Raw genomic sequence first — 23,116 nt, forward strand, 5'->3', positions numbered from 1 at the left:
TGCGCGCATACGGGCGGGTGCCGGGCGCGTACGGGCAGGTGCAGGTGGGTGCCGGGTCGGTGCGGGCAGGTACGGGTGGGTGCCGGGTGGGCGCGGGCTACGCCGCGACCGCCTTGGCCCGGTCCGCGGCGATGTGCACGGCGAGGCCGCCGAGGACGGTGCCCATCGCGTAGCGCTGGACGCGCAGCCAGGCCGGGCGGCCGTTGAGGAACGTGGCGATGGTGCCCGCGCTCAGCGCGATCAGGCCGTTGACGGTGACCGCGATCGCGATCTGGACCAGCCCGAGCACCAGGCTCTGCACCGCGACGTGGCCGCGTTCGGGCGCCACGAACTGGGGCAGCAGCGAGATGTACATGATGGCGATCTTCGGGTTGAGCAGGCAGGTGAGGAAGCCCATCGCGAACAGGCGGCGCGGCGGGTCCGGGGGCAGCTGCTGCGGGGCGAAGACCGCGGCGCCACCCGGCTTGACCGCCTTCCAGGCCAGCCAGAGCAGGTAGCCCGCACCGGCCAGCTTGAGAGCGGTGTAGAGCACGGGCACCACGGAGAAGACGGCGGCCACCCCGGCCGTCACCGCGACCAGGTAGACCAGGAAGCCGGTCGCGACGCCCGTCAACGAGACCAGCCCGGCGCGCCGCCCCTGGGCGATCGAGCGGGAGACCAGGTAGATCATGTTCGGGCCGGGCGACAGCACCATGCCCAGCGCCACGGCGGCGATCCCCAGGACGGCGTGGCCGTCCACGGCGTCCAGACCCCTCACGGCGGATGTCAACGCGTCCATGCGAGGAGGCTAGAGCGCCCGGCGATCTCGATGCAATGATGACTTTGCGCTCGGTGCAATCCGCTGCTACCGGGGACGGAACGCTGGAAGGGCTGGCTGGACACCGGTGGACGACTACCGCCTGATCGCCGACGGCCTCGCCGCCGAGATCGCCGACGGACGGCTGCGGCCCGGCCAGCAGCTGCCCACCCAGCGCGCGTTCGCCCGCAGCCGCGGCATCGCCGCCTCGACGGCGGCCCGGGTCTACCGGGAGCTGGCCCGGCGCGGGCTGACCGTCGGCGAGGTCGGACGGGGCACCTTCGTCCGGGCCGGGCAGGGGACGGAGGGCGGGCTGGTCGCGCTCGCCGAACCCGCGACCGCACCCGTCGACCTGGAACTCAACTACCCGACCGCACCCGGGCAGGCCGAGCTGCTGGCCCCGGGGTTGGCGCCGTTGCTGCGGCCGGACGCGCTGGCCGAGACGCTGCGACCGGTGGGCGCGGCCGGGACGGCCGCGGCGCGGCGGGCCTTCGCGGGGCTGGTGTCGACCGGCGCCTGGCAGGCCGGCCCGGAGCACCTGCTGTTCGGCGGGAACGGGCGGCAGGTCGTCGCCGGCGCGCTGTCCGCGCTGGTCGGGCCGGGTGAGCGGCTGGGGGTGGAGGCGCTGACGTATCCGGTGGTCAAGGCGGTGGCGCAGCGGCTCGGCATCCGGCTGGTACCGCTGGCGATGGACGGGGACGGGCTGCTGCCCGGCGCCGTGGCCACCGCCCACCGTGCGGCGCCGCTGCGCGCGGTGTACCTCCAGCCGCGGTTGCAGAACCCGACCGGGGCGAACCTGCCGGCTGAGCGGGCGGCCGCACTGACCGAGGAGCTGCGCCGAGTGGACCTGCCGGTGGTGGAGGACGCGATCTGGTCCTTCCTCCGGCCCGGGTCGACGCCGCTCGCCGCCCTGGCACCGGAGCGGACCGTCCTGATCGACAGCCTGTCCAAGCGGCTCGCCCCCGGACTGACCACCGGCTTCGCGGTCGTCCCGGACGGGCTGCGGGAGCGGGTGGCGGGCGCGCTGCGGTCCGGCGGGTGGGCGCCGAGCGGATTCGCGCTGGAGGCGGCGGTGCGCTGGATCGGGGACGGGACCCTGGCGGCGGTCGAGGCGGCGAAGCGTGCCGACGCGGCGGCCCGGCAGGAGGTGGCCCGGCGGGTGCTGCGGGGCGCACGCCTGCGGGCCGACCCGTGCTCGTACTACGTCTGGTGGGAGCTGCCGGCGGCCTGGCGGGCGGAGACCTTCGTCGCGGCGGCGGCGAGGGCGGGGATCTCGGTGACTCCCGCGGCGGCGTTCGCGGTCGACCCGCGGAGCACACCGTCGGCCGTGCGGGTGGGGCTGGCCTCGCCGCCGCTGCCGGTGCTGGAGCGGGCGCTGGCAGCGCTGGGACGGATCGCCGGGGGTGACGGCTGACGGATGCCGGACCGCGGCCGACAGGTCCCGAAGGCTGCCATCCGCCCCCGGCGAGCCCCATCAGCCGCCCGCCCCCGGCGAGCCCCGTCAGCCGTCCGCCCCCGACACCCGCCCCGTCAGCCGTCCGCCCCCGTCCGGCTCCCCCGCGCCGCCGTGTCCGCGGCGCCACCGGCCCCGACGGCGCGCAGCCGGGAGGCGGCGGTGGCGGCGAGCTGCGGGGCGAGCCGGGCCACGTCGCGGGAGCCGACCACCGCGATCAGGCTCGGCAGCACCCAGCGCACGGGCTGCATGCCGCGCAGCCACGCCTGGGCGTACACATGGGCGGAGCGGCGGGCGATCCCGGCGACGATCCGGTCCACCGCGGGCTCCAGCGGGTAGGTCTTGTTGGCCGGCCACGGCAGCCGGCTGCGCATCTGCCTCAGCACGGCGTCCTGGTCGGCTCCGCGCACCATGTCGGTGTCGGTCCAGCTCAGGTAGCCGACTCCGACCTTGACGCCCTGGTGGGCGACCTCGGCGCGGATCGAGTGGGCGAAGGCCTCCACCCCGGCCTTGCTGGCGCAGTACGCGCTCATCAGCGGCGCGGGGGTCAGTGCGGCGAGCGAGGCGATCTGCAGCAGGTAGCCGCGGCTCTCGATGAGCGCCGGCAGGAAGGCGCGGGCGGTGGCGACGCTGCCGAGCAGGTTGACCTCGATGACCCGGCTGAACGCCCGGTGGTCACTGTCGGTCAGCGGTCCGCCGATGGCGATGCCCGCGTTGGCGACCACGGTGTCGATCCGCCCGTGGTGTTCCTTGATCCGCCGGGCGGCCTCGCCGAGCGCCTCCAGGTCGGTGACGTCCACCTCCCAGGAGGTGGCGGCCGCGCCGCACTGCGCCGCGACGGCCTTCAGCTCCTCCGGTTCCAGGCCGAGCAGCGCGACCTCGGCCCCCCGCCGGGCGAGCTTGCGGGCCAGCGAGGCCCCGACTCCGCGGGCGGCCCCGGTGACGACCGCGACCTGTCCGGACAACGACGGGACGGCGTTCATGCGGCGGTGGTCCTCTCGGTGGTGGTGGCGGCGGGAGCGGCGGGGCGGGCATCGGGGGCCAGGTGGGCGGCGGCCATCCGGTGGATCTCGGCGGCGACCTCCACCGGGCGCTCCAACGGCGCCATGTGGCCGACCCCGGGCAGCAGCAACAGGCCCTGCGCGTCGGCGAGTTCCTCGACGATCCGGTGGGCGTGCGCGGGCGGGGTCAGCCGGTCCGCGGTGCCGACGACGACGGCCGTGGGCGCGGTGATCCGGCCCAGTCCGGCGCGTACGTCCAGTCGGCCGAGCACTCCGGCCCAGTTGGCGCGCACGGCGGTCGGGCAGGCGTGCACGATCCGGGCCGTCGCCTCGACCTGTCCGGCACTCGAACCCGGCCCCATGGTGGCGTACTTGAGCGCGGCGCGGCTGACCGGCGTGACCGGTCCGAGCGGCAACCGGGACAGCAGCAGCAGCCGGTGCAGGAAGCGCCGCACCGCGGGGGCGCGCAGGGCCGGCGGCAGGACGGTGAGTTCGGCGACCAGCCCGGCCGGCCCGGTGGAGATCAGCACGTTGGCGGCGGTGCGCTCGGCGACCTCGGGGCGGCCGCCGGCGGCCATGATGGTCATCCCGCCCATGCTGTGCCCGGCCAGCACGGCCCGCTCCCCCGCCGGTACGGTCCGCAGCAGCACGGCGGTGAGGTCCTCGGCGAGCGCCCGGGCGGAGTAGCGGGCGCGGCTCGGCGGGATCTCGCTGTGCCCGTGGCCGCGCTGGTCGTAGACCACCACCCGGTAGCGGTCGGCGAGTTCGCGGATCACCGGAGCCCAGAAGGCCGTCGAGCAGGTCCAGCCGTGGGAGAGCACCACGGTGGGCGCGCCCGGCTGGCCGTGCACCTCGACGTGCAGCCGGATGCCGTCGGCCGAGCGCACGCTCAGCTCCTCGGCGGGCTCGGGCGGCTCGTACCCGGCGGGCAGCGCGACCGGACTCATGCGGAAACCTCCTGGGCGGTGCGGCTGTTGGCGGGCGCGGTGCGCATGATCAGCTCGTACTCGCCGAGGTCGACCTTGCGGGTGGCGCGCCGGAAGGACGTCGTGGAGCCGGGCCAGAGCACGGTGTTCCGGCCGCTCGGGTCCAGGTACCAGCTGCGGCAGCCTCCGGTGGTCCAGACGGTGCGGTCCATCCGGTGCTGGAGTTCGAGGTTCCACTGCCGCTGGGCCCGGGCGGTGGGTTGCATCGCGGTGGCGCCGATCGTGTCGAGCATGGTCAACGCGTCGACGAGGTAGTTGAGTTGGGACTCGATCATGAGGATCATCGAGCTGTTGCCGAGGCCGGTGTTCGGGCCGATCACGAAGAACAGGTTGGGGAAGCCCCGCACGGTGGAGCCCCGCAGCGCCTCCATGCCGCCCTTCCACTCCTCGGCGAGGCTGGTCCCGTTCGCGCCGAACACCCGGGAGCCGATGGGCATGTCGGTCACGTGGAAGCCGGTGCCGAAGACGATCGCGTCCACCTCGTGCTCGCTGCCGTCGGCGGCGACCAGGGTGGAGCCGCGCAGTTCGCGCAGGCCGGAGGCGACGACCTTGGTGTTGGCGGCGGCGAGCGCCGGGTAGTAGGTGTTGCTCAGCAGGATGCGCTTGCAGCCGATCCGGTAGTCCGGGGTGAGCTTGGCCCGCAGCGCCGGGTCGGCGACGCCCTGGGCGAGGTGGCGTTCGGCGAGCTGCTGGACCACGCGCAGCAGCCCGGGCCGGCGCACGAAGGCGTCCACCTGGAGCTCGCGCAGCGCGAAGAGGGTGCCGCGGCGGATCTTGGCGGTCACCGGGAGGCGGCCGTGCAACCACCGCTCCAGCCGGCTGATCTCGCGGTCACGGCGCGGCAGCACCCAGGCCGGGGTGCGCTGGAACACCGTGAGCCTGCCGACCTTCGGCTGGATGGACGGGATGATCTGGGCGGCCGAGGCTCCGGTGCCGACCACCGCGACGTGCTTGCCGGTCAGGTCGTAGTCGTGGTCCCAGCGGGAGGAGTGGAAGACCTTGCCGGGGAAGTCCCTGAGGCCGGGCAGGTCGGGGATCTGGGGGTCGGCGAGCGGTCCGGCGGCGGACACGACGGCGTCGGCGGTCCACTGGCCGGCCGAGGTGGTGATCCGCCAGCGGGTCCGGTCCTCCTCCCAACGCGCCTCCAGCACCTCGGTGTTGAAGCGCAGGTGCGGGCGCAGGCCGAAGACGGTGGCGACCTTCTCCAGGTAGGCGCGGATGTCCGGCTGGCCGGAGAAGCTGCGCGGCCAGTCGGGATTGGGCGCGAAGGAGAAGGAGTAGAGGTGCGAGGGCACGTCGCAGGCGCAGCCGGGGTAGCTGTTGTCGCGCCAGGTGCCGCCGACGGAGTCCGCGCGTTCGAGGACCACGAAGTCGGTGATCCCGGCACGGCGCAGCCGGACGGCGGCACCGAGGCCGCCGAAGCCGGAGCCGATCACCGCCACCCGCACGTGCGGGACGGTCTCCCGCCCAGCGGTGGTGTCGGTCGCTGCGGACGCGCCGGAGCGGGGGCGCTTGCTGCTGGATGCCATGCGGCAACCTCCTGGGGGTGGGGCGGTGATCGTCGCGCTCTTCCGGGGCGGCCCGCCCCGGAACCTCCCGGCGGCTCGCCTCCGGGACCCTGCCAATTGCGCCAGTAATCACTGGCATGGTTGGCAGGGTAGCCCTTGCTGACACCGGATGGAAGAAGCCCGACCGCCCGGATTCGCCCGAGTTCCCGGAGGCTCCCGACCGGCGCCACGGACCTATGCTGATCGCCGTGGACAAGGTCAGAGCTGCTGCGGACGACAAAAAGCGCGAGTACCGGGTGGAGGAACTGGCCGAGGCGGCCGGGATCACCACCCGCACCCTGCGCTTCTACCGCGAGCGCAAACTGCTCCAGCCGCCCCGCCGGGAGGGCCGGATCGCCTGGTACGGCGAGGAGCACCTGGCCCGGCTGCGGATGATCGGCGAACTGCTCGACCGCGGCCACACCCTGGGCGGGATCGCGGAACTGATCGGCGCCGGCGAGAGCGGGCAGGACGTCGCGGAGCTGATCGGATTGGAGGCGGCGATCGTCGCGCCCTGGTCCGACGAGACCCCGGTACGCCTGCAGTGGGACGAACTGAAGGCCGCCTTCGGGGACCAGCTCACCGAGGAGAACACCGCCGAGTCCATCGCCCAGGGCTACATCACCGTCGAGGAGGACGGGATCACCCACGTCAGCCGGCGGCTGATGGACGCCACCACCGCACTGGTCGCGGAGGGGGTGCCGCTGTCAGCGGTGCTGGCCGCCAGCCGGCGCACCCAGGAGCACATCGACGCCATCGCCGAGATCTTCATCGAGGTGGTCAGCGAGCACGTGCTCAGCGCGCTGTCCGGCGACACACCGCTGGCACCCGGCGAGGCGGCCCGGCTCACCGAGCGCATCCTGCGGGTCCGACCGCTCGCCCGCACCGTCGCCGACGCCCAGTTCACGCTCGCCATGGACCGCCGGGTGCGCGCCGAGTACGCCGAACTGCTGCGCCAGCGGCGGGAGTACGGCTCCGAGGCGTAGCGGGGCCGCCGGGCGGGCAGGGATCCCGGCGGCCCGTCCGGCCGTCGGACGCCGGCCGCCCCACGGGAGGAGCCCGCCCGGGGGAGCAACCAGCCCGGTGCAGGAGCCGCCGATGACCCGTTCCCTCACCCGCCGCGCCGCGCTCGGTCTCGCCGCCGGATTCGCACCGGGCCTGGCGCTCGCCGCCTGCGGCGCCGGCTCCCCCGCGCCGGGCGGTGGTTCGCCCGGGGCCGGCGGGACCAGGACCGTCCGGCACGCGCGCGGCGAGAGCGCCGTACCGGCCAGGGCGGGCCGGGTGGTGGTCCTGGACACCGACGCGCTGGACTCGGTGGTGACCCTCGGGATCACTCCGGTCGGCGCCACCACGGTCGGCGGGGGCGCGCCCTTCCCCGCGTACCTGCCGGCCGAGCGGCTGGCCGGCACCAAACCGGTCGGCGTGATCGGCCAGCCGAACCTGGAGGCGATCGCCGCGCTGCGGCCGGACCTCATCCTGAGCAACCAGGTCCGCGACGACAAGCGCTACGAGCAGTTGTCCAGAATCGCGCCGACCGTGCTCTCCAGGACCACCGGGCCGAGCTGGAAGGAGAACGTCCGGCTGCACGCCGAGGCGACGGGCCGCCAGGCCGAGGCGCAGGCCGCGGACACCGTGTACCGCGCGAAGCTGCGGGAGCTCGTCACCGCGATCGGCGGACCGGCCAGGGCCGCGGCCACCCGGGTCGAGATGGCCCGCTTCCTGGCCGGTGCGCCCACCCGGCTCTACCTCAACGACACCTTCGTCGGCTCGCTGTTCAAGGACCTCGGGCTGGGGCGCCCGGCCAACCAGGACAAGCCCGGCTTCTCGCTGGAGATCAGCCCCGAGCAGGTGGACCAGGCGGCGGCCGACGTCATCTTCTACTCGGTGTACGGGGACGCGGCCGAGTCCGACCAGGCGAAGATCACCGAGGGCGCGCTGTGGAAGGACCTGGACGCCGTGCGCAACGGCCGGGTGTACCGGGTGGACGACAACCTCTGGATGCTCGGCATCGGGTACACCGGGGCCGGGCTGGTCCTGGACCAGATGCGGGCGGACCTGGCGGCACCGGCGAGCGGATGAGCGAGGACGGGCGCCGGATGACGGACGGTGCGGTCCGCCGTCCGCCGGTCCTCCGCCGTCACTGGAACCGCCACTGCTGGGACGGATTGCCGGGCGTGCAGGTCACCATGGTGACCGGGTTGCCGGGGCCGTTGCTGGTCATGCAGGACTGGTTCTGGTAGTCGGCGAGCGTGTACGTGCCGGAGGAACTGCCGTTGCGGACGGACCAGTTCGTGAGGAAGCTGAACCCGCCGTTCAAGGTGACCTTGCCGTCCATGGTCTGGACCAGCGACGGACCGCCGTTGTTGCAGGCGTGGAACTCGATCCAGCTGCCGGGGTTGGTGGAGCGCACCCAGCCGTACTGCGTGGCGCCGCCGAGCACGATCGGGTTGTCACCGCTCAGGGTGTCGTCGCGCAGGCCGATCGCGCGGCCGTCCTTGGCGCTGACGATGGTGCTCCAGCTGTCGCCGCCGCAGGACGCGGGCCGGGCGGGGGTCTGCGGAGCGGGCGGGTTCCCGCCGTTGTTGGTCTGCCCCGGCTGCTGCGGGTTGGCGGCCGGCGGGTTGACCGAACCGCCGCCGCCACCACCACCCGAGCCGGTCGGCTGGTTGGCCTGGCCGGCCGACGACCCGCTGGAAGAACCGGCGTTCCCCGAACCGGGGTTGGCTCCCCCACCGCCCCGGCCGGGCTGAGCGGCGCCACCACCTGCGCCCCCACCCGCGACACCACCCGGCGCACCCCCGCCCTGCGCCGGTGCCGGGGCGGCGGCGTTCGGCTGCCCGCCGGCGGGTGGCTGGTCGGCGGCCGGGGCGGCCGACGGGGTGTCGGCCGGCGGCGGGGTGGCGGGCGTGGCGGTGCCCGCCGCGGTGGTGGCGCTCTGCACCGCCGGGACGGTCACCACCACGGTCGGCTGGGCGGCGGGCGGCGCCGCATCGGCGGTACCGGGGCCCCGGTCGATCAGCAGGGCCGTCGCCGTGCCCAGCGAGATGACGACCGGGATGACGATCGGCACCAGCAGGGTGCGCCGGGAACGGCGCCCGCCCGGTTCGGTCCTCGCATCCGGGTCGACCTTCACCACCTGGTCCCGCCCGGCCCCGCCGGCGTCCTCCGCCCCGGACGCCCCCTTCCCCGCGGCCCGCAGGTCGATCGTCCCGGTGTCGGCCGGCCGCCACGGTGCCGCGGGCGCGCCGATCGCCGCCCTGGCCGCGGCCGCCATCTCGGCGGCGCTGGCGTACCGGTCGTCGGGGTTCTTGGCCAGCGCGGTGGCGACCAGCGCCCGTACCGCGGCCGGGAAGGTCTCCGGCAGCTCGGGCACCGGCTGGTTGACGTGCTTGAGCGCCACCTGCAGCGGCCCCTCGCCCAGGTACGGCACCTGACCGACGAGCAGTTCGTAGCAGACCACGCCGATCGAGTAGAGGTCCGAGGCCGGCCCGGTGCTCGCGGACGCGGCCTGCTCGGGGGACATGTAGGCCGCGGTGCCGATGATCGCGTACGGGGCGGTGAGCTTGGTGCTGGCGATCGCACGGGCGATGCCGAAGTCCGTGACCACCACCCGGTCGTCGTCGCGCACCATCAGGTTGGAGGGCTTGAGGTCGCGGTGCACGATGCCGCGCCGGTGCGCGGCGTGCAGCGCGTCCAGGGCTTCGGCGAGCAGGCCGAGGGCGCGCTCGGCGCTCATCGGCCCGCCGTCCTTGAGCACCTGGTTGAGCGGGCGGCCCTCGATCAGGTCCATCACGATGTAGGCGCAGCGCTCCGCGCCGTCCCCGCCGCTCTCGCCGTAGTCGTGCACGTCGACGATCCCCGGGTGGTCGATCGCGGCGACCAGTTGGGCCTCCCGGCGGAAGCGCTGGACGGCGGTGCCGTCCTCGAACAGCTCCGCCCGCAGGATCTTGATCGCGACCTGCCGCGCCAGCACCTCGTCGTCGGCCCGCCAGACCGCGCCCATGCCACCGCCGCCGATCTTCTCGACCAGCGTGTACCGCCCGCCCAGCACGGTGCCCGCGCTACTCATCGACCTGTCCCCCCAGGTGTCATGGACCCGCCCCGACGGGTCGTCGGCACACAGTGTGCCAGAGCGTGCCCCGGGCCCAGCAGCCCCTGGCGGCAGGAGGATCGGCGCCGCCGGTCAGTCCTTCCGGACGTACCGGGCGTGGTCGGACACCTCCAGGACGGCCGCGATCACGGCGCGCGGCCGGTCCACGTGGATGGCGTGCCCGGCGCCGCGCACCACGCTGTGGGTGCCGCGGGCGGTGCTCGCCGCGATCCGGGACTGCAGGGCCGTCCAGCGGGAGCGCAGCGCCCGGGGCAGTCCGTCGCTCGCGCTCAGCACGGCGACGGGCACGTCGGGCAGCCGCCCGGCGGCGCGCCGTCGGCGCAGTTCGGGGACGGCGAGGGCGGTCAGCCGGTTCTCCGCGAGCACGGTGCGCCGCTGGTGCGGGCGGGCGAGGACGGCCGCCTCGGCCAGGCCGAGCGCGTCACCGCGGTGCTGCTCCCCGGCGGGCGCCAGGGCCGTCCGGAGCAGGTGGAGCCGGGTGAGCACCGCCTCGGCGGCGCTGACGCTCTGCGGCCTGAACTCCTCGTGGGCCGGGTCCACCAGCACCAGGCCTGCCACCAGCTCCGGGCTGCGCCAGGCCAGGAGTTGGGCCAGCTGGCCGCCCCAGCTGTGCCCGACCAGCACGGCCGGTCCGGCGTCCAGGTGCCGTACCAGTGCGGCCAGGTCCCCGACCTGCTGGTCCAGGGTCGGGGGCGCCAGGGCCGCCGGCGGGACGCGGCCGGGTTCGCTGGCACCGAGCCCGGCCCGGTCGTACGCCACGACCCGGGCGCGCTCCGCCAGGACCGGCAGCACCGGGGCCCAGCTGAGCGAGGACTCGCCGCACCCGGCGATCAGCACCACCGGCGGACCGTCGCCCGCGCCGGCCTCCACCCAGCGCAAGGCCCGTCCGCCGCGGTCGAGTTCGCCCGGCCGCAACTCGACCGGGGTTCGTTCGGCGAAGGCCCGGACGATGGCTTCCTGGACGCCCCGCAGGCCCCCGGGACTGTTCTGCGCTTCCCGCACCGTCGACATGTTCGGTTCCCCCCTGGATCCGTCGGCGTCTCCCTTCTACCTGATTCCACCCGGTGGCTGCCAGCGATCACCGGCCGCCGGACACCCGGGTGGCCCCCGGGCCGGCCGCCCCGGCCGGCGAGCGGAGAACGGCGGTCGGCCGGGCGACGAACAACCGATGGCGGCTACGGATGACAGATGGTGAAAGCTGTCACCCGTCATCCGTCATCCGTCATCCGTCATCCGTCATCCGCCGGCCGTCGGTCGCTCCCCCGTCCGCCGCACCCCCCTTCGCCCACTCGTGCGACAGTGGTAGGCAGCGAAGGGAGCACGAACGTGCTGATGGACAAGGTGGCGGAGATCCTCGCCGAGGCTTCGGCCGAGGCGGTGGAACCACGCTTCCGCGCGCTGGCCGCCGGCGACGTGATGGAGAAGGCGCCCGGCGAGGTCGTCACGATCGCCGACCGCGAGGCCGAGGCGATCATCGCCCGCCGGCTGAGCGAGCTGCTCCCCGTCCCCGTGGTCGGCGAGGAGGCCGTCGCCGCCGATCCCGCCCTCGCCCGCGCCATCCACGACGAGCCGGCGGTCTGGCTGGTCGACCCGGTGGACGGCACCTCCAACTTCGTGGCCGGCCGGCCCGACTACGCGGTGATGTGCTCCCTGGTCCGCTCCGGCCGGACGGTCGCCGCGTGGATCTGGCAACCCGCCGCCGGCACCGGCTACCGCGCCGAACTCGGCGCCGGCGCCTGGCGCGACGGGGAGCGCCTCACCCGCAGACCGGCACCGGCCGACCCGGCCGAGCTGACCGGCGTCCTGAAGAGCCGCTTCCTCGACCCCGGCCGGCGCCGCCACCTGGAAGCGAACTCCTCGGCCTTCGGCGAGATCGGCCCCGGCCGCAGCGCCGCCGGGATCGAGTACCCGGACGTGGCCGAGGGCCGGTTCGACTTCATCCTCTACTGGCGCACCCTCCCCTGGGACCACGCCCCCGGCTCGCTGCTGCTCTCCGAGGCCGGCGGGGTCGCGGCCCGCCTGGACGGCAGCCCCTACCGCCCCGAGGCCCCCGGCTGCGAGGACGGACTGCTGGTCGCCGCCGACCCCCACACCTGGGAGATCAGCCGCGACATCCTGCTGGGCACCTGACGGCGCCCCTCGAGCGCCCCACCCCTCGAGCGCCTCGCCCCGCCCGAACGCCACCACTCGGGAGCCGCACCACCGCAGGCCTCCGCAGGCCTCCGCAGGCCGCCGCAGGGCCGCGCCACCACAGGGCCGCCGCCCGCGAGCTACCCCGCCCGCTCCCCGGCGACCTCGTGCCCCGCGCCGACCACCTCCCGCAGCAGCGCCCCCACCTCCTCCACCGTGGTGTGGGGATTGAGCAGCGTGAGCTTCAGGCGTACCCGCCCGGGCCCCTCCCCCGGTAGTTCGGTGCGCCCGACCACCGCCCGCCCGGTGCGCAGCAGCAGCCGGCGCAGCCGCCCGTTCAGCTCGTCGACGGCGGCCTCGTCCGTGAGCCCGGGTGGCCGGTAGCGGAACAGCAGGGCGGTCAGCACCGGCTCGGCGTGCAGTTCGAGCGCGGGTTCGGCACGGACGGCCGAGGCGGCGGCCAGCGCCAGTTCGTGGCAGGCGTCGACCAGCCGGCCGAGCCCGTCGCGTCCGAGGGTGCGCAGCGTGACGGCCAGCTTGAAGGCGTCGGCCCGGCGGGTGGTGCGCAGCGAGCGGCCCAGCAGGCTGGGGTAGCCGGCCCGCTCGTCGTCCACCGGGTTGAGGTACTCGGCGCGCCGGGCGAGCGAGACGTACGTCTCCGCCCGCCGGACCAGGAAGACCCCGGCGGCGGCCGGCTGCCAGCCGAGCTTGTGCCAGTCGAGGGAGACGGAGTCGGCGCGGGCGATGCCGTCGAGCAGCGGGGCCAGCCGGTCGGAGAGCAGCGCCCCGCCCCCGTACGCGGCGTCGACGTGCAGCCAGGCGCCGTAGCGGCCGGCCAGTTCGGCGGCGGTGTCCAGCGGGTCGATCGCGCCGGTGTCGGTCGTACCGGCGGTGGCGACGACGGCGATCGGGGTGCGGCCGGCCCAACTGGCCTCGGCGAGGGCGCGTTCCAACTCGTCGGGCAGCATCCGCAGTCCGCGGTCGACGGGGACGGCGACCACGGCCCGTTCGCCGAGTCCGAGCAGGGCGGCGGAGCGCTGGACGGAGAAGTGGGCGACCTCGGAGGCCAGGATGCACGGCCGGACTCCGGCCGGGATCCCGTCCAACTCGACGATGCCGTCGAGCTTCTGGTCCCGGGCCAGCATGAGCCCCATCAGGTTGGACTCGGTGCCGCCGGAGGTGAGCACGCCCGCGGCGCGCGCCGGGTCGTAGCCGACCAGCGCGGCGAGTTCGGCGAGCAGCGCGGTTTCCAGGGCCGTCGCGGCGGGGGCCTGGTCCCAGGAGTCCTGCGAGGGGTTGAGCGCGCTGACCGCGAGGTCGGCGGCGGCGGCCACCGCGAGCGGGGGGCAGTGCAGGTGGGCCGCGCAGGCGGGGTCGGCCGGGTCGGCGGCGCCGTGGGCGAGCAGTTCGGTGAGCCGGGCCAGCGCGTCGCGTCCACCGGCGGCGGCCAGCGCGTCGGTGACCAGGGCGGCGATCTCGGCGGGGCTTCCGGCGGGCAGCGGGCCGGCGCGCCGCGTGGTGCCGGTGTCGAGCGCGTCGAGGACGGCGGCCAGCAGCGGTCGGAGTGCCGCGGGCCCGCCGGCCCCGCCCGCGAGCGCGTCCAGCGGAGCGGGCCCGCCCGGCGGTTCGGCCGCGGGGCCGGACGGGGCGGTCACGCCCGCCCTCGCGCGGCCGCCCCCGTGGCCGCCCCGGGAGCCGCGCCCACCGCCACCGCCGAGGGCGCCGAGGCCGCCGCGATGGCGTCGGCCAGCCGGTCGAGCACCGCGGCCACCTGCTCGTCGGTGATGGTGAGCGGCGGCAGCAGCCGCAGCACCGCGTCGTGCCGTCCACCGAGTTCGACGATCAGGCCGCGCGCCAGGCACGCCTCCCGCACCCGCACGGCGAGCGCCGGGTCCGCCGGGCGGGCCCCGCAGGCGTCGGCCTCGGCGGCGGCGTCGACGAGTTCGACGCCGAGCATCAGTCCGCGCCCCCGCACGTCGCCGATCACCGGCAGTTCGGCGGAGAGCTCCCGCAGCCGGGCTGCCATCCGGGCGCCGACCACCCCGGCCCGCTCGGCCAGCCCGTGCGAGGCGACGTGACGCAGTGTGGCGGCCCCGGCGGCCATCGCGAGGGTGTTGCCGCGAAAGGTGCCGGTGTGGGCGCCCGGCCGCCAGCCGTCGTAGTCCTCCCGGTAGACGACGACGGCGAGCGGCAGACTGCCCCCGATGGCCTTGGACAGCACCATGGCGTCCGGAACGACGCCGCTGTGCTCCACCGCCCACATCGCGCCGGTGCGCCCGACGCCGGTCTGCACCTCGTCCACGATCAGCGGGATGCCGCGTTCGGCGGTGATCCGGCGCATCTCGCGCAGCCAGCCGTCGGGCGCGGGCACGACTCCGCCCTCCCCCTGGACGGCCTCCAGGATCATCGCGGCGGGCGGCACCACCCCGCCCGAGGGGTCGTCCAGCAGCCTTTCCACGTACGTCGCGGCGAGGTCGGTGCCCGCCTGCCCGCCGACGCCGAACGGGCAGCGGTAGCCGTACGGGTAGGGCAGCCGGACGACCTCGCCGCCGCCGGGCAGCGGCTCCTTGACGGCGACGTTGCCGGTCAGGGCGAGGGCCCCGGCGGTCATCCCGTGGTAGGCGCCGGTGAAGGCGAGCGCGCCGGCGCGGCCGGTGGCGGTCTGCATCAGTTTGAGCGCGGCCTCGACGGCGTCCGTCCCGGCCGGTCCGCAGAAGTGCACCCGGGCGCGGGCGGCGAACTCCGCGGGCAGGCTCTCGAACAGCGCGCTGGTGAAGTCGTCCTTCTCGGCGGTGGCGAGGTCGAGCAGGTGCAGCGGGGCGCCGCTGTCGAGGGTCCGGCGGATCGCCTCCAGCACCACGGGGTGGTTGTGGCCGAGGGCGAGGGTGCCGGCGCCGGAGAGGCAGTCGAGGTAGCGCCGCCCGTCGGCGCCCTCGACGGTCATGCCGTTGGCGCGCACCGGGACGATCGGGAAGGAGCGGGCGTACGTCCGGGCGGCGGACTCGCGGACGCGCTGGCGGCGCAGGATGGCCTCACCGGCGGGCGGTGCCCCGGTGGCGGCCCCGCAGGCGTCCTGGGCGGGTACGGCGGCGAGCGACAAGGCGAACCCCCAGAAGAAGTTAGGTAAGCCTGACCTTACCGGCCTTGACCTGGCGGAACGCCGGTGGGCCCCCAGATCCACCCGAGAGGGTGAACCTCACCTCGGCACCGGCGACACCACCCCGACCCGGTCAACGAGCCGAGCGCCGCGAGGTCACGCCCCGCGCCAGGACTGCTCGGCGCCGACGCGCTCGGGCCCCGCCCACCCGTCCCGTACGGTCAGGCCCGCCCTGTCCAGCGGTAGCAGAGCTCCGGCCGCCCGACGCTCCCGTACTGCGGCTCCCGCACCGCCCGCCCGGTGTCCACCAGGTGCTCCAGGTAGCGCCGCGCGGTGATCCGGGAGACCCCGGCGGCCGCCCCCGCGGCCGCCGCCGACAGCCCGGTCGCGGCCTCGCGCAGCACGGAGGCGACGGTGTCCAGCGTGGGCGCGCTCAGCCCCTTGGGCAGGGTGCTGCGCTCGGGCGTGCGCAGCAGCGCGAACGCCTGGTCGACCTCCTCCTGCCCGGTCGCCTCCCCGGCCCGGCCCAGGCTGTCCCGGTAGCGGGCGTACCGCTCCAGCCGGTCGTGCAGCGCGGCCGCGCTGAACGGTTTCAGCAGGTACTGGACGACCCCTGCCGACACGGCCTGCCGGACCATGGCGAGGTCGCGGGCCGAGGTGACGGCGATGACGTCGGTGCCGTGTCCGGCCGCGCGCAGCTTGCGGCACAGCTGCAGGCCGTGACCGTCCGGCAGGTAGAGGTCGAGCAGGGTGAGGTCGACGGACGTGCCCGCGGCGCGCGCCCGCTCCAGGAAGCGCAGGGCGTCGGCGCAGCTGTGCACCGTCCCGGCGACGTGGAAGCCGGGCTCGCGCTCGACGTAGAGGGTGTGCGCGGCGGCGGCGACCGGGTCGTCCTCGACGACCAGGACGGAGATCCCCGCCCGGGCGCCGTCGGCCGCCGTCACGCCGGGGCCCCTTCCGGTTCCCGGGCGCGGCCGGCCTTCCCTTCCCGGGCCCGGCCGGCCAGCGGCAGCCGTACGGTGAGCACCGCGCCGCGCTCCCGTCCAACCTCGACGGTGCCGCCGTTGCGCCGGGCCGCCTGGGCGACCAGCGCCAGCCCGAGGCCATGTCCGCGGCCGTCCTGCTTGGTGCTCCAGCCGCGCCGGAACACGTCCCGGACGGCGGAGGGGTCGATGCCGGCCCCGGTGTCGGCGACCCGCAGCAGCAGGCAGGCGGACGACGGGTCCTCGCCGTCGATCCGCGCGGTGACGGTGACCTCCGGCGGGACGGGGCTCTGCCCGGCTCCGGCGATCGCGGCGTCCACCGCGTTGTCGATCAGGTTGCCCAGCACGGTGACCAGGTCCCGGGCGGGGAGGCCGGGCGGCAGCACGCCGTCGTCGATCCGGCTGTCCTCGGTGAGGGTCAACTCCACGCCGCGCTCGGCCGCTTGCGCGGCCTTGCCGAGCAGCAGCGCGGCCAGCACCGGCTCGCTGACCGCCGCGACCACCCGGTCGGTGAGCTGCTGGGCGAGTTCGAGTTCGGCGGTCGCGAACTCCACCGCCTGTTCGTGGCGGCCGAGTTCGATCAGCGAGACCACGGCGTGCAGCCGGTTGGCGGCCTCGTGCGCCTGCGCCCCGAGGGCTTCGGTGAATCCCCGGACGGAGTCCAACTCGCCGCTCAGCGACTGGAGTTCGGTGTGATCGCGGAGGGTCACCACCCGGCCGAGGCCGGTGCCGATGGTGGAGGTGTTGAGCACCACGACCCGCTCGGCGGTCAGGTGCACCTCGTCCCGCACCGGCGCCTCGCCGAGCACGGCCGCCACCAGGGCCTCGGGCAGGCCCAGTTCCGCGACCGGCCGCCCGTCCAGGCCGTCCGGCAGGCCGAGCAGTTCGCGGGCGGCGTCGTTGCACAGCACCACCCGGTTCGAGCGGTCGAGCAGGATCAGCCCCTCCCGCACGGAGTGCAGGGTGGCCTGGTGGTACTCGTAGAGGTGGCTGAGCTCGTCCGGCCCCATGCCGTGGGTGTGCCGCCGCAGCCGGGAGTTGGCGAGGTACCGGGAGTTGGCGAGGTAGGTGCCCGCCCCGCCGAGCGCCAGGGCGGCCAGCGCGACACCCACCAGGGCCAGCAGCGGACCGCTCAACTGTGCGGAGATCGACTCCAGGGTCAGCCCGACGCTGACCAGCGCGACCACCCGGTGCCGGTCGTCCCAGACCGGGGTGACCACCCGCACCGACGGGCCGAGCGTGCCGGTGTAGGTCTCGCTGCGGGTCTGCCCGGCGAGCGCCCAGTCGATGTGCCCGAGGTAGCGCTTGCCGATCTGCTCGGGCAGCGGGTGGGTCCAGCGCACCCCGTCGGTGTCCATGACGGTGATGAAGGAGACCCCGGTGTCCTGGCGCACCCGCTCGACGTACGGCTGGAGCAGCCCGGTCGGGTCGGGCCCGGCCACGGCGGACCGGACGGACGGCGAGTCGGCGACGGCATGGGCGACCGAGGTGACCTCGCGGCGGGCCGCGTCCTCGGTGCGTTCGGCGGTGAACAGGTACGCGAGCACCGCGCCGCCCGCGACCACGGCGGCCACGATGACCACCTGGACGACGAACAGCTGCCCGGCCAGACTGCGGACCAGCCGGCGCGGCAGCCGCGGCAGGGGTGGCGGGAGCGGCCACCGGCGGCGAGGGCGGGTGGAGGCGGCGGGCACGGACATGCCTGCCAGTGTGCACCACGCCCTCCGGGGCTCCCAGGGGTCGTGGCACCGCCACCCGCCGTGAACTCTATGAACGCAAACGTGACCCGCGTCACGCCCGCGCCCATAGTCGGAGCGGCCCACCACCCGGGGCCGCCAGGACTGCAGGGCGAAGGAGCCGCAGATGTCGATCGCTGGAGCCGCAACGGCGGGGGGACCCAGACGCCAGGACCGGACCCACTACCTCTACCTCGCCGTGATCGCCGCCGTGGTCGCGGGCGTGGTGGTCGGACTGGCCGCCCCCGGTTTCGCCGTCGAGCTGAAGCCGGTCGGCACCGGGTTCGTGAACCTGATCAAGATGATGATCAGCCCCGTGATCTTCTGCACGATCGTGCTGGGCATCGGCTCGGTCACCAAGGCGGCACAGGTCGGCAAGGTCGGCGGACTGGCCGTCGGCTACTTCCTCACCATGTCCACCGTGGCGCTGGCCATCGGCATGGCGGTCGGCAACCTGCTGGAGCCCGGCGGCGGCCTGCACCTGACCGCCGCGCTCGCCAAGTCCGGCCACGCCCAGGCGGCCGCCGGCGGCGCCCAGTCGACGACCGACTTCCTGCTCGGGATGATCCCCGACACCCTGTTCTCCGCCCTCACCCAGGGCAAGGTGCTGCAGACCCTGCTGGTCGCGCTGCTGGCCGGCTTCGCGCTGCAGGCGATGGGCCCGGTCGGCGCCCCGGTCCTGCGCGGGATCGAGCACCTGCAGCGGCTGGTCTTCCGCATCATGTCGATGATCATGTGGGTCGCGCCGATCGGCGCCTTCGGCGCCATGGCGGCGGTGGTCGGTGCCACCGGCACGGCCGCCCTGAAGAGCCTCGCCGTGATCATGGTGGGCTTCTACGTCACCTGCGCGCTCTTCGTCGTCGTGGTGCTCGGCGCGCTGCTGCGCCTGGTCGCCGGGATCAACGTGTTCGCACTGCTCAAGTACCTCGGCCGGGAATTCCTGCTGATCCTCTCGACCTCCTCCTCGGAGAGCGCGCTCCCCCGCCTGATCGCCAAGATGGAGCACCTGGGCGTCAGCCGCCCCGTCGTCGGCATCACCGTGCCGACCGGCTACAGCTTCAACCTGGACGGCACCGCGATCTACCTCACCATGGCCTCGATCTTCATCTCCGAGGCGATGGACAAGCCGATGTCGATCGGCGAGCAGGTGTCGCTGCTCGTGTTCATGGTGATCGCCAGCAAGGGCGCGGCCGGGGTCACCGGCGCCGGGCTGGCCACCCTCGCGGGCGGGCTGCAGTCGCACAAGCCGGCGCTGGTCGACGGCGTCGGCCTGATCGTCGGCATCGACCGCTTCATGTCCGAGGCGCGTGCGCTCACCAACTTCGCGGGCAACGCCGTCGCCACCGTGCTGATCGGGCAGTGGACCGGGGAGCTGGACACCGAGCGCGCCCGCCGGGTGCTGGGCGGCGAACTGCCCTTCGACGAACGGACCCTGGTCGACGCGCACGACGCCCACCCCGCCCCCGACGCCGACCCCGCACCCGACGGCCAGCCCGCCCCCGACACCCCGGGCAGCGGCGCGCCCTCCCCGGAGGCGGCTCCCGTGGCGGCCCCGGCGCCGGCCGCATCCACCGCGTCCACCGCGTCCACCGGCGCCTGAGCGGCCCGGCCCCACCCCGCTTCCCCGGCCCGGCGCCGCACCAACCCCGGAAACGGCGCCGGGCCGGGGATTTCCCACGGGGGATTCCCACGGTGGTCCGCCACCGGGCGGGGAGCCTCAGAAGTCCTGCGAGCCGCTGACCGCCCAGGCCACCCCGCTCGCCGGATCCTCCAGCGCGAGGTGCAGGTGGCGCAGCCCGGCCGCCGGCTCCTGCCAGGTGAAGCAGCGCATCCGCGCGACCAGGGCGTTCACCTCCGCCCGGTCCGGGCCGTCCGAGCCGGCCATCGCGCCCAGGGCCCGCCACAGCCCCAGGCGCCCGTGCGCGCCGCCCTGGGTGCGGCCCACCGCGGCGGCCTGCACCAGGGCCGGGTACGCGAGCGCGAACGGCAGGTACCCGCCGACCACCCGCCGCCCCCGGGCCAGCACCGCGGCCGCCGACGGGGCCTGGCCGCGTACGCAGACCACCTCCGCCCAGGGCGCCAGCGCGGACAGCTCGGCCAGCGCCCGGGTGACCCGCTGGCCGCCGAGCCGGGCGCCCGGGCCCGGCCCCGGCAGCTCGACCTCGCCCAACCCCTCCCGGCTGGAGGGCAGCGTCAGGACCGCGCTGCGCGCGCCCCCGCCCGGCAGGTACTCGCGCACCCGGGAGGCCTCGTCCCAGCCCGCCGCCTCCCACGGCTCCAGCCGCAGCGGCACGCCCTCCGGATCGGGCTCGGCCCCGTACGACAGGTCCTCGCCGAGCAGCACCCGGGTGTGCGCGACCAGGCGGCGCACCGGGGCCGGGCCGAGCAGCGGGGACAGCCGCAGCCAGGAGTGCCGGGTCGCCAGCACCTCCCAGATCGGACCGGCGTCGTGGTCGGCCACGCCCGCGGCCGTCCCCTCACCGCCGTCCGCGTCGAACAACCGGACGGCCAGTTCGGGCGGCGCCGCGTAGGCGATCAGGTGGCCGAGCGGCGCGGTCAGGGCCGCGGCGGCCCGCTCCCCGGCCTGCGCGACGGCCGCCGCCCGGCCCTGCCGGTAGGCGGCGAGCAGCTCGGGCCAGCGGCCGTCCTCGGCCAGGGCGCGCAGGCGGTGGTCGTCGTCCGTGATCACGATTTTCAGCGTACGGGCCGGGGTGGCGCATCGGCCGACTTGCCGTCAGTTCGGTGCGTCGGGACGTCAGGGACGGGTCGGATGCTTCCTCGGGTGGCGCGGCCGGCGCCCGGTCCTGGTTCCGTCCGGACGCCGTCCGCCCGGCGCTCAGGCACCGGGCCGACGCTCAGGAACCGCGCCGGCGCTCAGGAACCGGGCCGGCGCTCCTGCTCCAGGACGGCGCGCAGCCGGCGGTGGGCGCGGCGGCGGGTCACGGCCAGCGTGCTGCGGTGCAGGCCGAGGAGGTCGGCGGCCTCGTCGACGGAGTAGCCGTCGAGGTCCACCAGCACCACCGCCCTGGCCTGCTTGGCGGTCAGGAAGCCGAGCAGCCGGACCACCTCCCACCGCGCCTGGAGCTCGGCCAGCCCGCCGGACTGCGGATCCGGCGCGGAGCGGCCGGCCTCCGCCGGCTCGGCCTGCTCGGGCACCTCCGGCAGCGGCACCCGGCGGCGCTCGCGACGCCACTGGTCGCGCAGGATGTTGGTCATCGTGGTGAACACGTACGCGTAGGGCTGGGGATGGCCGAGGAACCGCTCCGGGCGGCGGGCGATCCGCAGATAGGCGTCATGGACGACGTCGCCGGCCGCGAGCGGGCTGCCGGTGAGCGTCGCGGCCGCGTGGTGGAGCCGCGGCAGGAGGTCGGTGAAGACTCGGTTGAAGTCCTCCGCGTACTGGCGTTCGGCGGGAGCCGACCCGAACTCGTCGCCGTGCCCCGCCGGGCACCGTCCGCTGTGATCCGCCATGCCGCTCTCCCCGGAAATCGGCACTCCGAACGCCCGGTCGGAGCCGGTCCCGGCCCAACCGAAGCGGTTGTGACACGGATCACATCCTAGTTCGCCGTCTCACTCTTCGCAGTCATTCATGCACAATTGGTCACTGGCCAAGCCGGGGACGGGAGTTCGCCTCGCCCGTCGGCGCCGGCCGGGGGCGTCCTTCCGACGGGCCCCCGGCCGAGGGGCCGGCGTCGGCGCACCGCCGTCAGCCGACCGCCGTCACCCGCACCCGCATCGGACTCGCCGCCCGCAGGGTGATGCCCATGGTGAGCGCCACCCGCCGGTCCACCACCTCCACCTCGAAGTCCCGCAGCAGCACCCCGAGCGCCAGCACCGCCTCCAGCATCGAGAAGTGCTGCCCGATGCACGCCCGCGGCCCTCCGCCGAAGGGGAACCAGGCGTACCGGTGCCGCGCCTTCTCCTCCTCCGGCAGGAAGCGGTCGGGGTCGAAGCGCTCCGGCTCCTCCCAGTGGTCCGGGTGCCGGTGGGTGACCAGCGGCGCGACCATGACCTGGGCCCCCGCCGGGATGACGTACCCGTCGATGACCGTCTCCTCCACCGCCCGCCGCCCGACCAGTGCCGCCGCCGGGAAGAGCCGCATCGCCTCCTTCAGCACCCGGGTCACGTACGGCAGCCGCTCCAGGTCCGCCGCCGTCGGCGCCCGCCCGGCGAGGACGGTCCGCGCCTCCTCCTGCGCGAGCTTGCGCTGCTCCGGGTGCTTGGCCAGCAGGTGCAGCGCGAAGGCCAGCGACGTGGCGGTCGTCTCGTGCCCGGCGAGCAGGAACACCAGTACCTGGTCCCGGAGTTCGGACGGATCCAGCCGCTCCCCGCCCTCGCCGCGGGCCCGCCCGAGCAGCGTCAGCAGGTCGTCCGCGTCCTCGTCGCCGCCCCCGCGCGCGGCCCGCTCGGCGATGATCCGGTCGCAGATCCCGTACAGCGCCCGCTGCGCCTCGGCGCCGCGCCGGTTGCCGGGCGTCGGCCAGCCGCGCGGCAGCCGGACGGGCGCGAAGCCGCGGTCCTTCACGTACTCGCCGAGCACCGGGAAGCTGCGGTTCACGACCTCCACCGCCTCCTCCACGTCGGCGCCGAAGAGGATCCGCGCCACCGCGCGCAGCGCGAACCGCGACATCTCCTCCGCCGCGTCCACCACCCCGCCCGGCACGGCCCGCCACCGCTCGGTGAGCGCCTGCGCCTCCTCCGCGAGCGCGTCGGCGTAGCCGTCGACCCGGCGCCGGGTGAACAGCGGTTGGATCAACCGGCGCTGGCGCTGGTACTCGCCGTCCTGGCTGGTCAGCAGCCCGTTGCCGACGCTGATCCGCAGCTCGTCGTAGAAGTCGTGCTCCTTGCGGAAGTTGGCCGCCTCGCCGCCGAGCACCTGGTGGGCGCCGTCGGGTGAGAACACGCCGTAGAACTCGGCGCGCAGACCGGGCGGGCCGGCCTGGAAGCGCACCACGTCGCCGTGGTCGCGACGGGCCGCGAGGTAGGTGCGCAGCGGACGGCGGGTGAGGTCGAAGAGCGATCCGACCAGCGGGTTCCCGGCCGGTCCGGGTATGGCGGCTGCGGTGGTCATCGGCACTCCTTCTGGGCTGGCGACCCCTCAACCTTACTGACGGGTATTCAGTCGCGGAAGCGCGGCGAGGAGACGGGAGGGGGGGGGGGGCCCCCCCCCCCCCCCCCCCCCCCCCCCCCCCCCGGCGCGGGGCGCGGGGGGCCCCCCCCCCCCCCCCCACCGGCCCCCCCCCCCCCCCCCCCAAACCGGGGGGCCCCGGGGCCGC

Annotated in this window: 18 protein-coding genes; 5 read left to right on the forward strand and 13 right to left on the reverse strand. The window is 75.4% G+C overall.

Features of this window, described 5'->3' with window-relative positions:
• Nucleotides 1-97: 97 nt before the first annotated feature.
• The gene (locus ACGF07_RS12615; protein ID WP_392897810.1) at nucleotides 98-778 is read right to left on the reverse strand and encodes a LysE family translocator; all 681 of its coding nucleotides are present in this window, start codon (nucleotides 776-778) and stop codon (nucleotides 98-100) included.
• 106 nt (nucleotides 779-884) lie between these two features.
• Between ACGF07_RS12615 and ACGF07_RS12620 the strand changes: the two genes are divergently transcribed.
• Complete coding sequence (locus tag ACGF07_RS12620; protein ID WP_392897813.1) at nucleotides 885-2,210, forward strand: PLP-dependent aminotransferase family protein; 1,326 nt, start codon at nucleotides 885-887, stop codon at nucleotides 2,208-2,210.
• A gap of 116 nt (nucleotides 2,211-2,326) precedes the next feature.
• On the opposite strand, the gene ACGF07_RS12625 is transcribed toward ACGF07_RS12620, so the two are convergent.
• The 3 genes from ACGF07_RS12625 to ACGF07_RS12635 are packed head-to-tail and all read right to left on the reverse strand — an operon-like array spanning nucleotide 2,327 to nucleotide 5,765.
• The gene (locus ACGF07_RS12625) at nucleotides 2,327-3,232 is read right to left on the reverse strand and encodes an SDR family oxidoreductase (RefSeq protein WP_392897815.1); all 906 of its coding nucleotides are present in this window, start codon (nucleotides 3,230-3,232) and stop codon (nucleotides 2,327-2,329) included.
• A complete protein-coding gene (locus tag ACGF07_RS12630) occupies nucleotides 3,229-4,197 on the reverse strand; it encodes an alpha/beta fold hydrolase (protein ID WP_392897817.1) in 969 nt (322 codons plus the stop codon). The genes ACGF07_RS12625 and ACGF07_RS12630 overlap by 4 nt, the downstream gene beginning before the upstream one ends.
• Nucleotides 4,194-5,765 (reverse strand): flavin-containing monooxygenase, encoded by a 1,572-nt coding sequence (locus ACGF07_RS12635; protein ID WP_392897820.1) that lies wholly within the window; start codon nucleotides 5,763-5,765, stop codon nucleotides 4,194-4,196. The genes ACGF07_RS12630 and ACGF07_RS12635 overlap by 4 nt, the downstream gene beginning before the upstream one ends.
• Nucleotides 5,766-5,992: 227 nt before the next feature.
• Between ACGF07_RS12635 and ACGF07_RS12640 the strand changes: the two genes are divergently transcribed.
• Nucleotides 5,993-6,769, forward strand: a complete 777-nt coding sequence (locus ACGF07_RS12640; protein ID WP_350736502.1) for a MerR family transcriptional regulator — start codon at nucleotides 5,993-5,995, stop codon at nucleotides 6,767-6,769.
• A gap of 112 nt (nucleotides 6,770-6,881) precedes the next feature.
• The gene (locus ACGF07_RS12645; protein ID WP_392897822.1) at nucleotides 6,882-7,862 is read left to right on the forward strand and encodes an ABC transporter substrate-binding protein; all 981 of its coding nucleotides are present in this window, start codon (nucleotides 6,882-6,884) and stop codon (nucleotides 7,860-7,862) included.
• A gap of 58 nt (nucleotides 7,863-7,920) precedes the next feature.
• On the opposite strand, the gene ACGF07_RS12650 is transcribed toward ACGF07_RS12645, so the two are convergent.
• Both ACGF07_RS12650 and ACGF07_RS12655 read right to left on the reverse strand, forming a co-directional pair.
• The gene (locus ACGF07_RS12650) at nucleotides 7,921-9,852 is read right to left on the reverse strand and encodes a protein kinase (RefSeq protein ID WP_392897825.1); all 1,932 of its coding nucleotides are present in this window, start codon (nucleotides 9,850-9,852) and stop codon (nucleotides 7,921-7,923) included.
• A 114-nt stretch (nucleotides 9,853-9,966) separates the two neighbouring features.
• A complete protein-coding gene (locus ACGF07_RS12655) occupies nucleotides 9,967-10,905 on the reverse strand; it encodes an alpha/beta fold hydrolase (protein ID WP_392897828.1) in 939 nt (312 codons plus the stop codon).
• A gap of 321 nt (nucleotides 10,906-11,226) precedes the next feature.
• Between ACGF07_RS12655 and ACGF07_RS12660 the strand changes: the two genes are divergently transcribed.
• Nucleotides 11,227-12,024, forward strand: a complete 798-nt coding sequence (locus tag ACGF07_RS12660; protein WP_350736551.1) for an inositol monophosphatase — start codon at nucleotides 11,227-11,229, stop codon at nucleotides 12,022-12,024.
• Nucleotides 12,025-12,164: 140 nt separating this feature from the next.
• Here ACGF07_RS12660 and ACGF07_RS12665 read toward each other — a convergent pair whose 3' ends face one another.
• The 4 genes from ACGF07_RS12665 to ACGF07_RS12680 form a co-directional block, all read right to left on the reverse strand.
• The gene (locus tag ACGF07_RS12665; protein ID WP_392897830.1) at nucleotides 12,165-13,679 is read right to left on the reverse strand and encodes a pyridoxal phosphate-dependent decarboxylase family protein; all 1,515 of its coding nucleotides are present in this window, start codon (nucleotides 13,677-13,679) and stop codon (nucleotides 12,165-12,167) included.
• Nucleotides 13,676-15,124: a diaminobutyrate--2-oxoglutarate transaminase family protein gene (locus ACGF07_RS12670; protein WP_392897833.1), complete on the reverse strand. Its 1,449-nt coding sequence runs from the start codon at nucleotides 15,122-15,124 to the stop codon at nucleotides 13,676-13,678. Before ACGF07_RS12670 ends, ACGF07_RS12665 begins: the two co-directional genes overlap by 4 nt.
• A gap of 218 nt (nucleotides 15,125-15,342) precedes the next feature.
• On the reverse strand, nucleotides 15,343-16,065 hold the full coding sequence (locus tag ACGF07_RS12675; protein ID WP_392897835.1) for a response regulator: 723 nt from the start codon (nucleotides 16,063-16,065) through the stop codon (nucleotides 15,343-15,345).
• Nucleotides 16,062-17,804 (reverse strand): ATP-binding protein, encoded by a 1,743-nt coding sequence (locus ACGF07_RS12680; RefSeq protein ID WP_392897838.1) that lies wholly within the window; start codon nucleotides 17,802-17,804, stop codon nucleotides 16,062-16,064. Before ACGF07_RS12680 ends, ACGF07_RS12675 begins: the two co-directional genes overlap by 4 nt.
• Before the next feature lie 163 nt (nucleotides 17,805-17,967).
• Here ACGF07_RS12680 and ACGF07_RS12685 point away from each other — a divergent pair, with 163 nt between their 5' ends.
• Entirely contained in the window at nucleotides 17,968-19,440 is a 1,473-nt protein-coding gene (locus tag ACGF07_RS12685) for a cation:dicarboxylate symporter family transporter (RefSeq protein WP_392897840.1), read from the forward strand.
• 117 nt (nucleotides 19,441-19,557) lie between these two features.
• Here the strand turns inward: ACGF07_RS12685 and ACGF07_RS12690 are convergent, their stop codons facing one another.
• The 3 genes from ACGF07_RS12690 to ACGF07_RS12700 form a co-directional block, all read right to left on the reverse strand.
• Nucleotides 19,558-20,529, reverse strand: a complete 972-nt coding sequence (locus ACGF07_RS12690) for a hypothetical protein (protein ID WP_350736480.1) — start codon at nucleotides 20,527-20,529, stop codon at nucleotides 19,558-19,560.
• Nucleotides 20,530-20,714: 185 nt separating this feature from the next.
• Entirely contained in the window at nucleotides 20,715-21,311 is a 597-nt protein-coding gene (locus ACGF07_RS12695; RefSeq protein ID WP_392897842.1) for an RNA polymerase sigma factor, read from the reverse strand.
• 235 nt (nucleotides 21,312-21,546) lie between these two features.
• Complete coding sequence (locus ACGF07_RS12700) at nucleotides 21,547-22,911, reverse strand: cytochrome P450 (protein ID WP_392897844.1); 1,365 nt, start codon at nucleotides 22,909-22,911, stop codon at nucleotides 21,547-21,549.
• Nucleotides 22,912-23,116 lie beyond the last annotated feature (205 nt).

The sequence above is a fragment of the Kitasatospora sp. NPDC048194 genome (genome assembly GCF_043202455.1).
Taxonomy (GTDB): Bacteria; Actinomycetota; Actinomycetes; order Streptomycetales; family Streptomycetaceae; genus Kitasatospora.

Bases quoted from the DNA above. Each gene is read 5' to 3' on its own strand.
- ACGF07_RS12655 (WP_392897828.1), bottom strand. From the start codon at position 10,905: ATGTCGACGGTGCGGGAAGCGCAGAACAGTCCCGGGGGCCTGCGGGGC.
- ACGF07_RS12700 (WP_392897844.1), bottom strand. From the start codon at position 22,911: ATGACCACCGCAGCCGCCATACCCGGACCGGCCGGGAACCCGCTGGTC.
- ACGF07_RS12625 (WP_392897815.1), bottom strand. From the start codon at position 3,232: ATGAACGCCGTCCCGTCGTTGTCCGGACAGGTCGCGGTCGTCACCGGG.
- ACGF07_RS12615 (WP_392897810.1), bottom strand. From the start codon at position 778: ATGGACGCGTTGACATCCGCCGTGAGGGGTCTGGACGCCGTGGACGGC.
- ACGF07_RS12645 (WP_392897822.1), top strand. From the start codon at position 6,882: ATGACCCGTTCCCTCACCCGCCGCGCCGCGCTCGGTCTCGCCGCCGGA.
- ACGF07_RS12635 (WP_392897820.1), bottom strand. From the start codon at position 5,765: ATGGCATCCAGCAGCAAGCGCCCCCGCTCCGGCGCGTCCGCAGCGACC.
- ACGF07_RS12630 (WP_392897817.1), bottom strand. From the start codon at position 4,197: ATGAGTCCGGTCGCGCTGCCCGCCGGGTACGAGCCGCCCGAGCCCGCC.
- ACGF07_RS12660 (WP_350736551.1), top strand. From the start codon at position 11,227: ATGGACAAGGTGGCGGAGATCCTCGCCGAGGCTTCGGCCGAGGCGGTG.
- ACGF07_RS12685 (WP_392897840.1), top strand. From the start codon at position 17,968: ATGTCGATCGCTGGAGCCGCAACGGCGGGGGGACCCAGACGCCAGGAC.
- ACGF07_RS12650 (WP_392897825.1), bottom strand. From the start codon at position 9,852: ATGAGTAGCGCGGGCACCGTGCTGGGCGGGCGGTACACGCTGGTCGAG.
- ACGF07_RS12680 (WP_392897838.1), bottom strand. From the start codon at position 17,804: ATGTCCGTGCCCGCCGCCTCCACCCGCCCTCGCCGCCGGTGGCCGCTC.
- ACGF07_RS12695 (WP_392897842.1), bottom strand. From the start codon at position 21,311: ATGGCGGATCACAGCGGACGGTGCCCGGCGGGGCACGGCGACGAGTTC.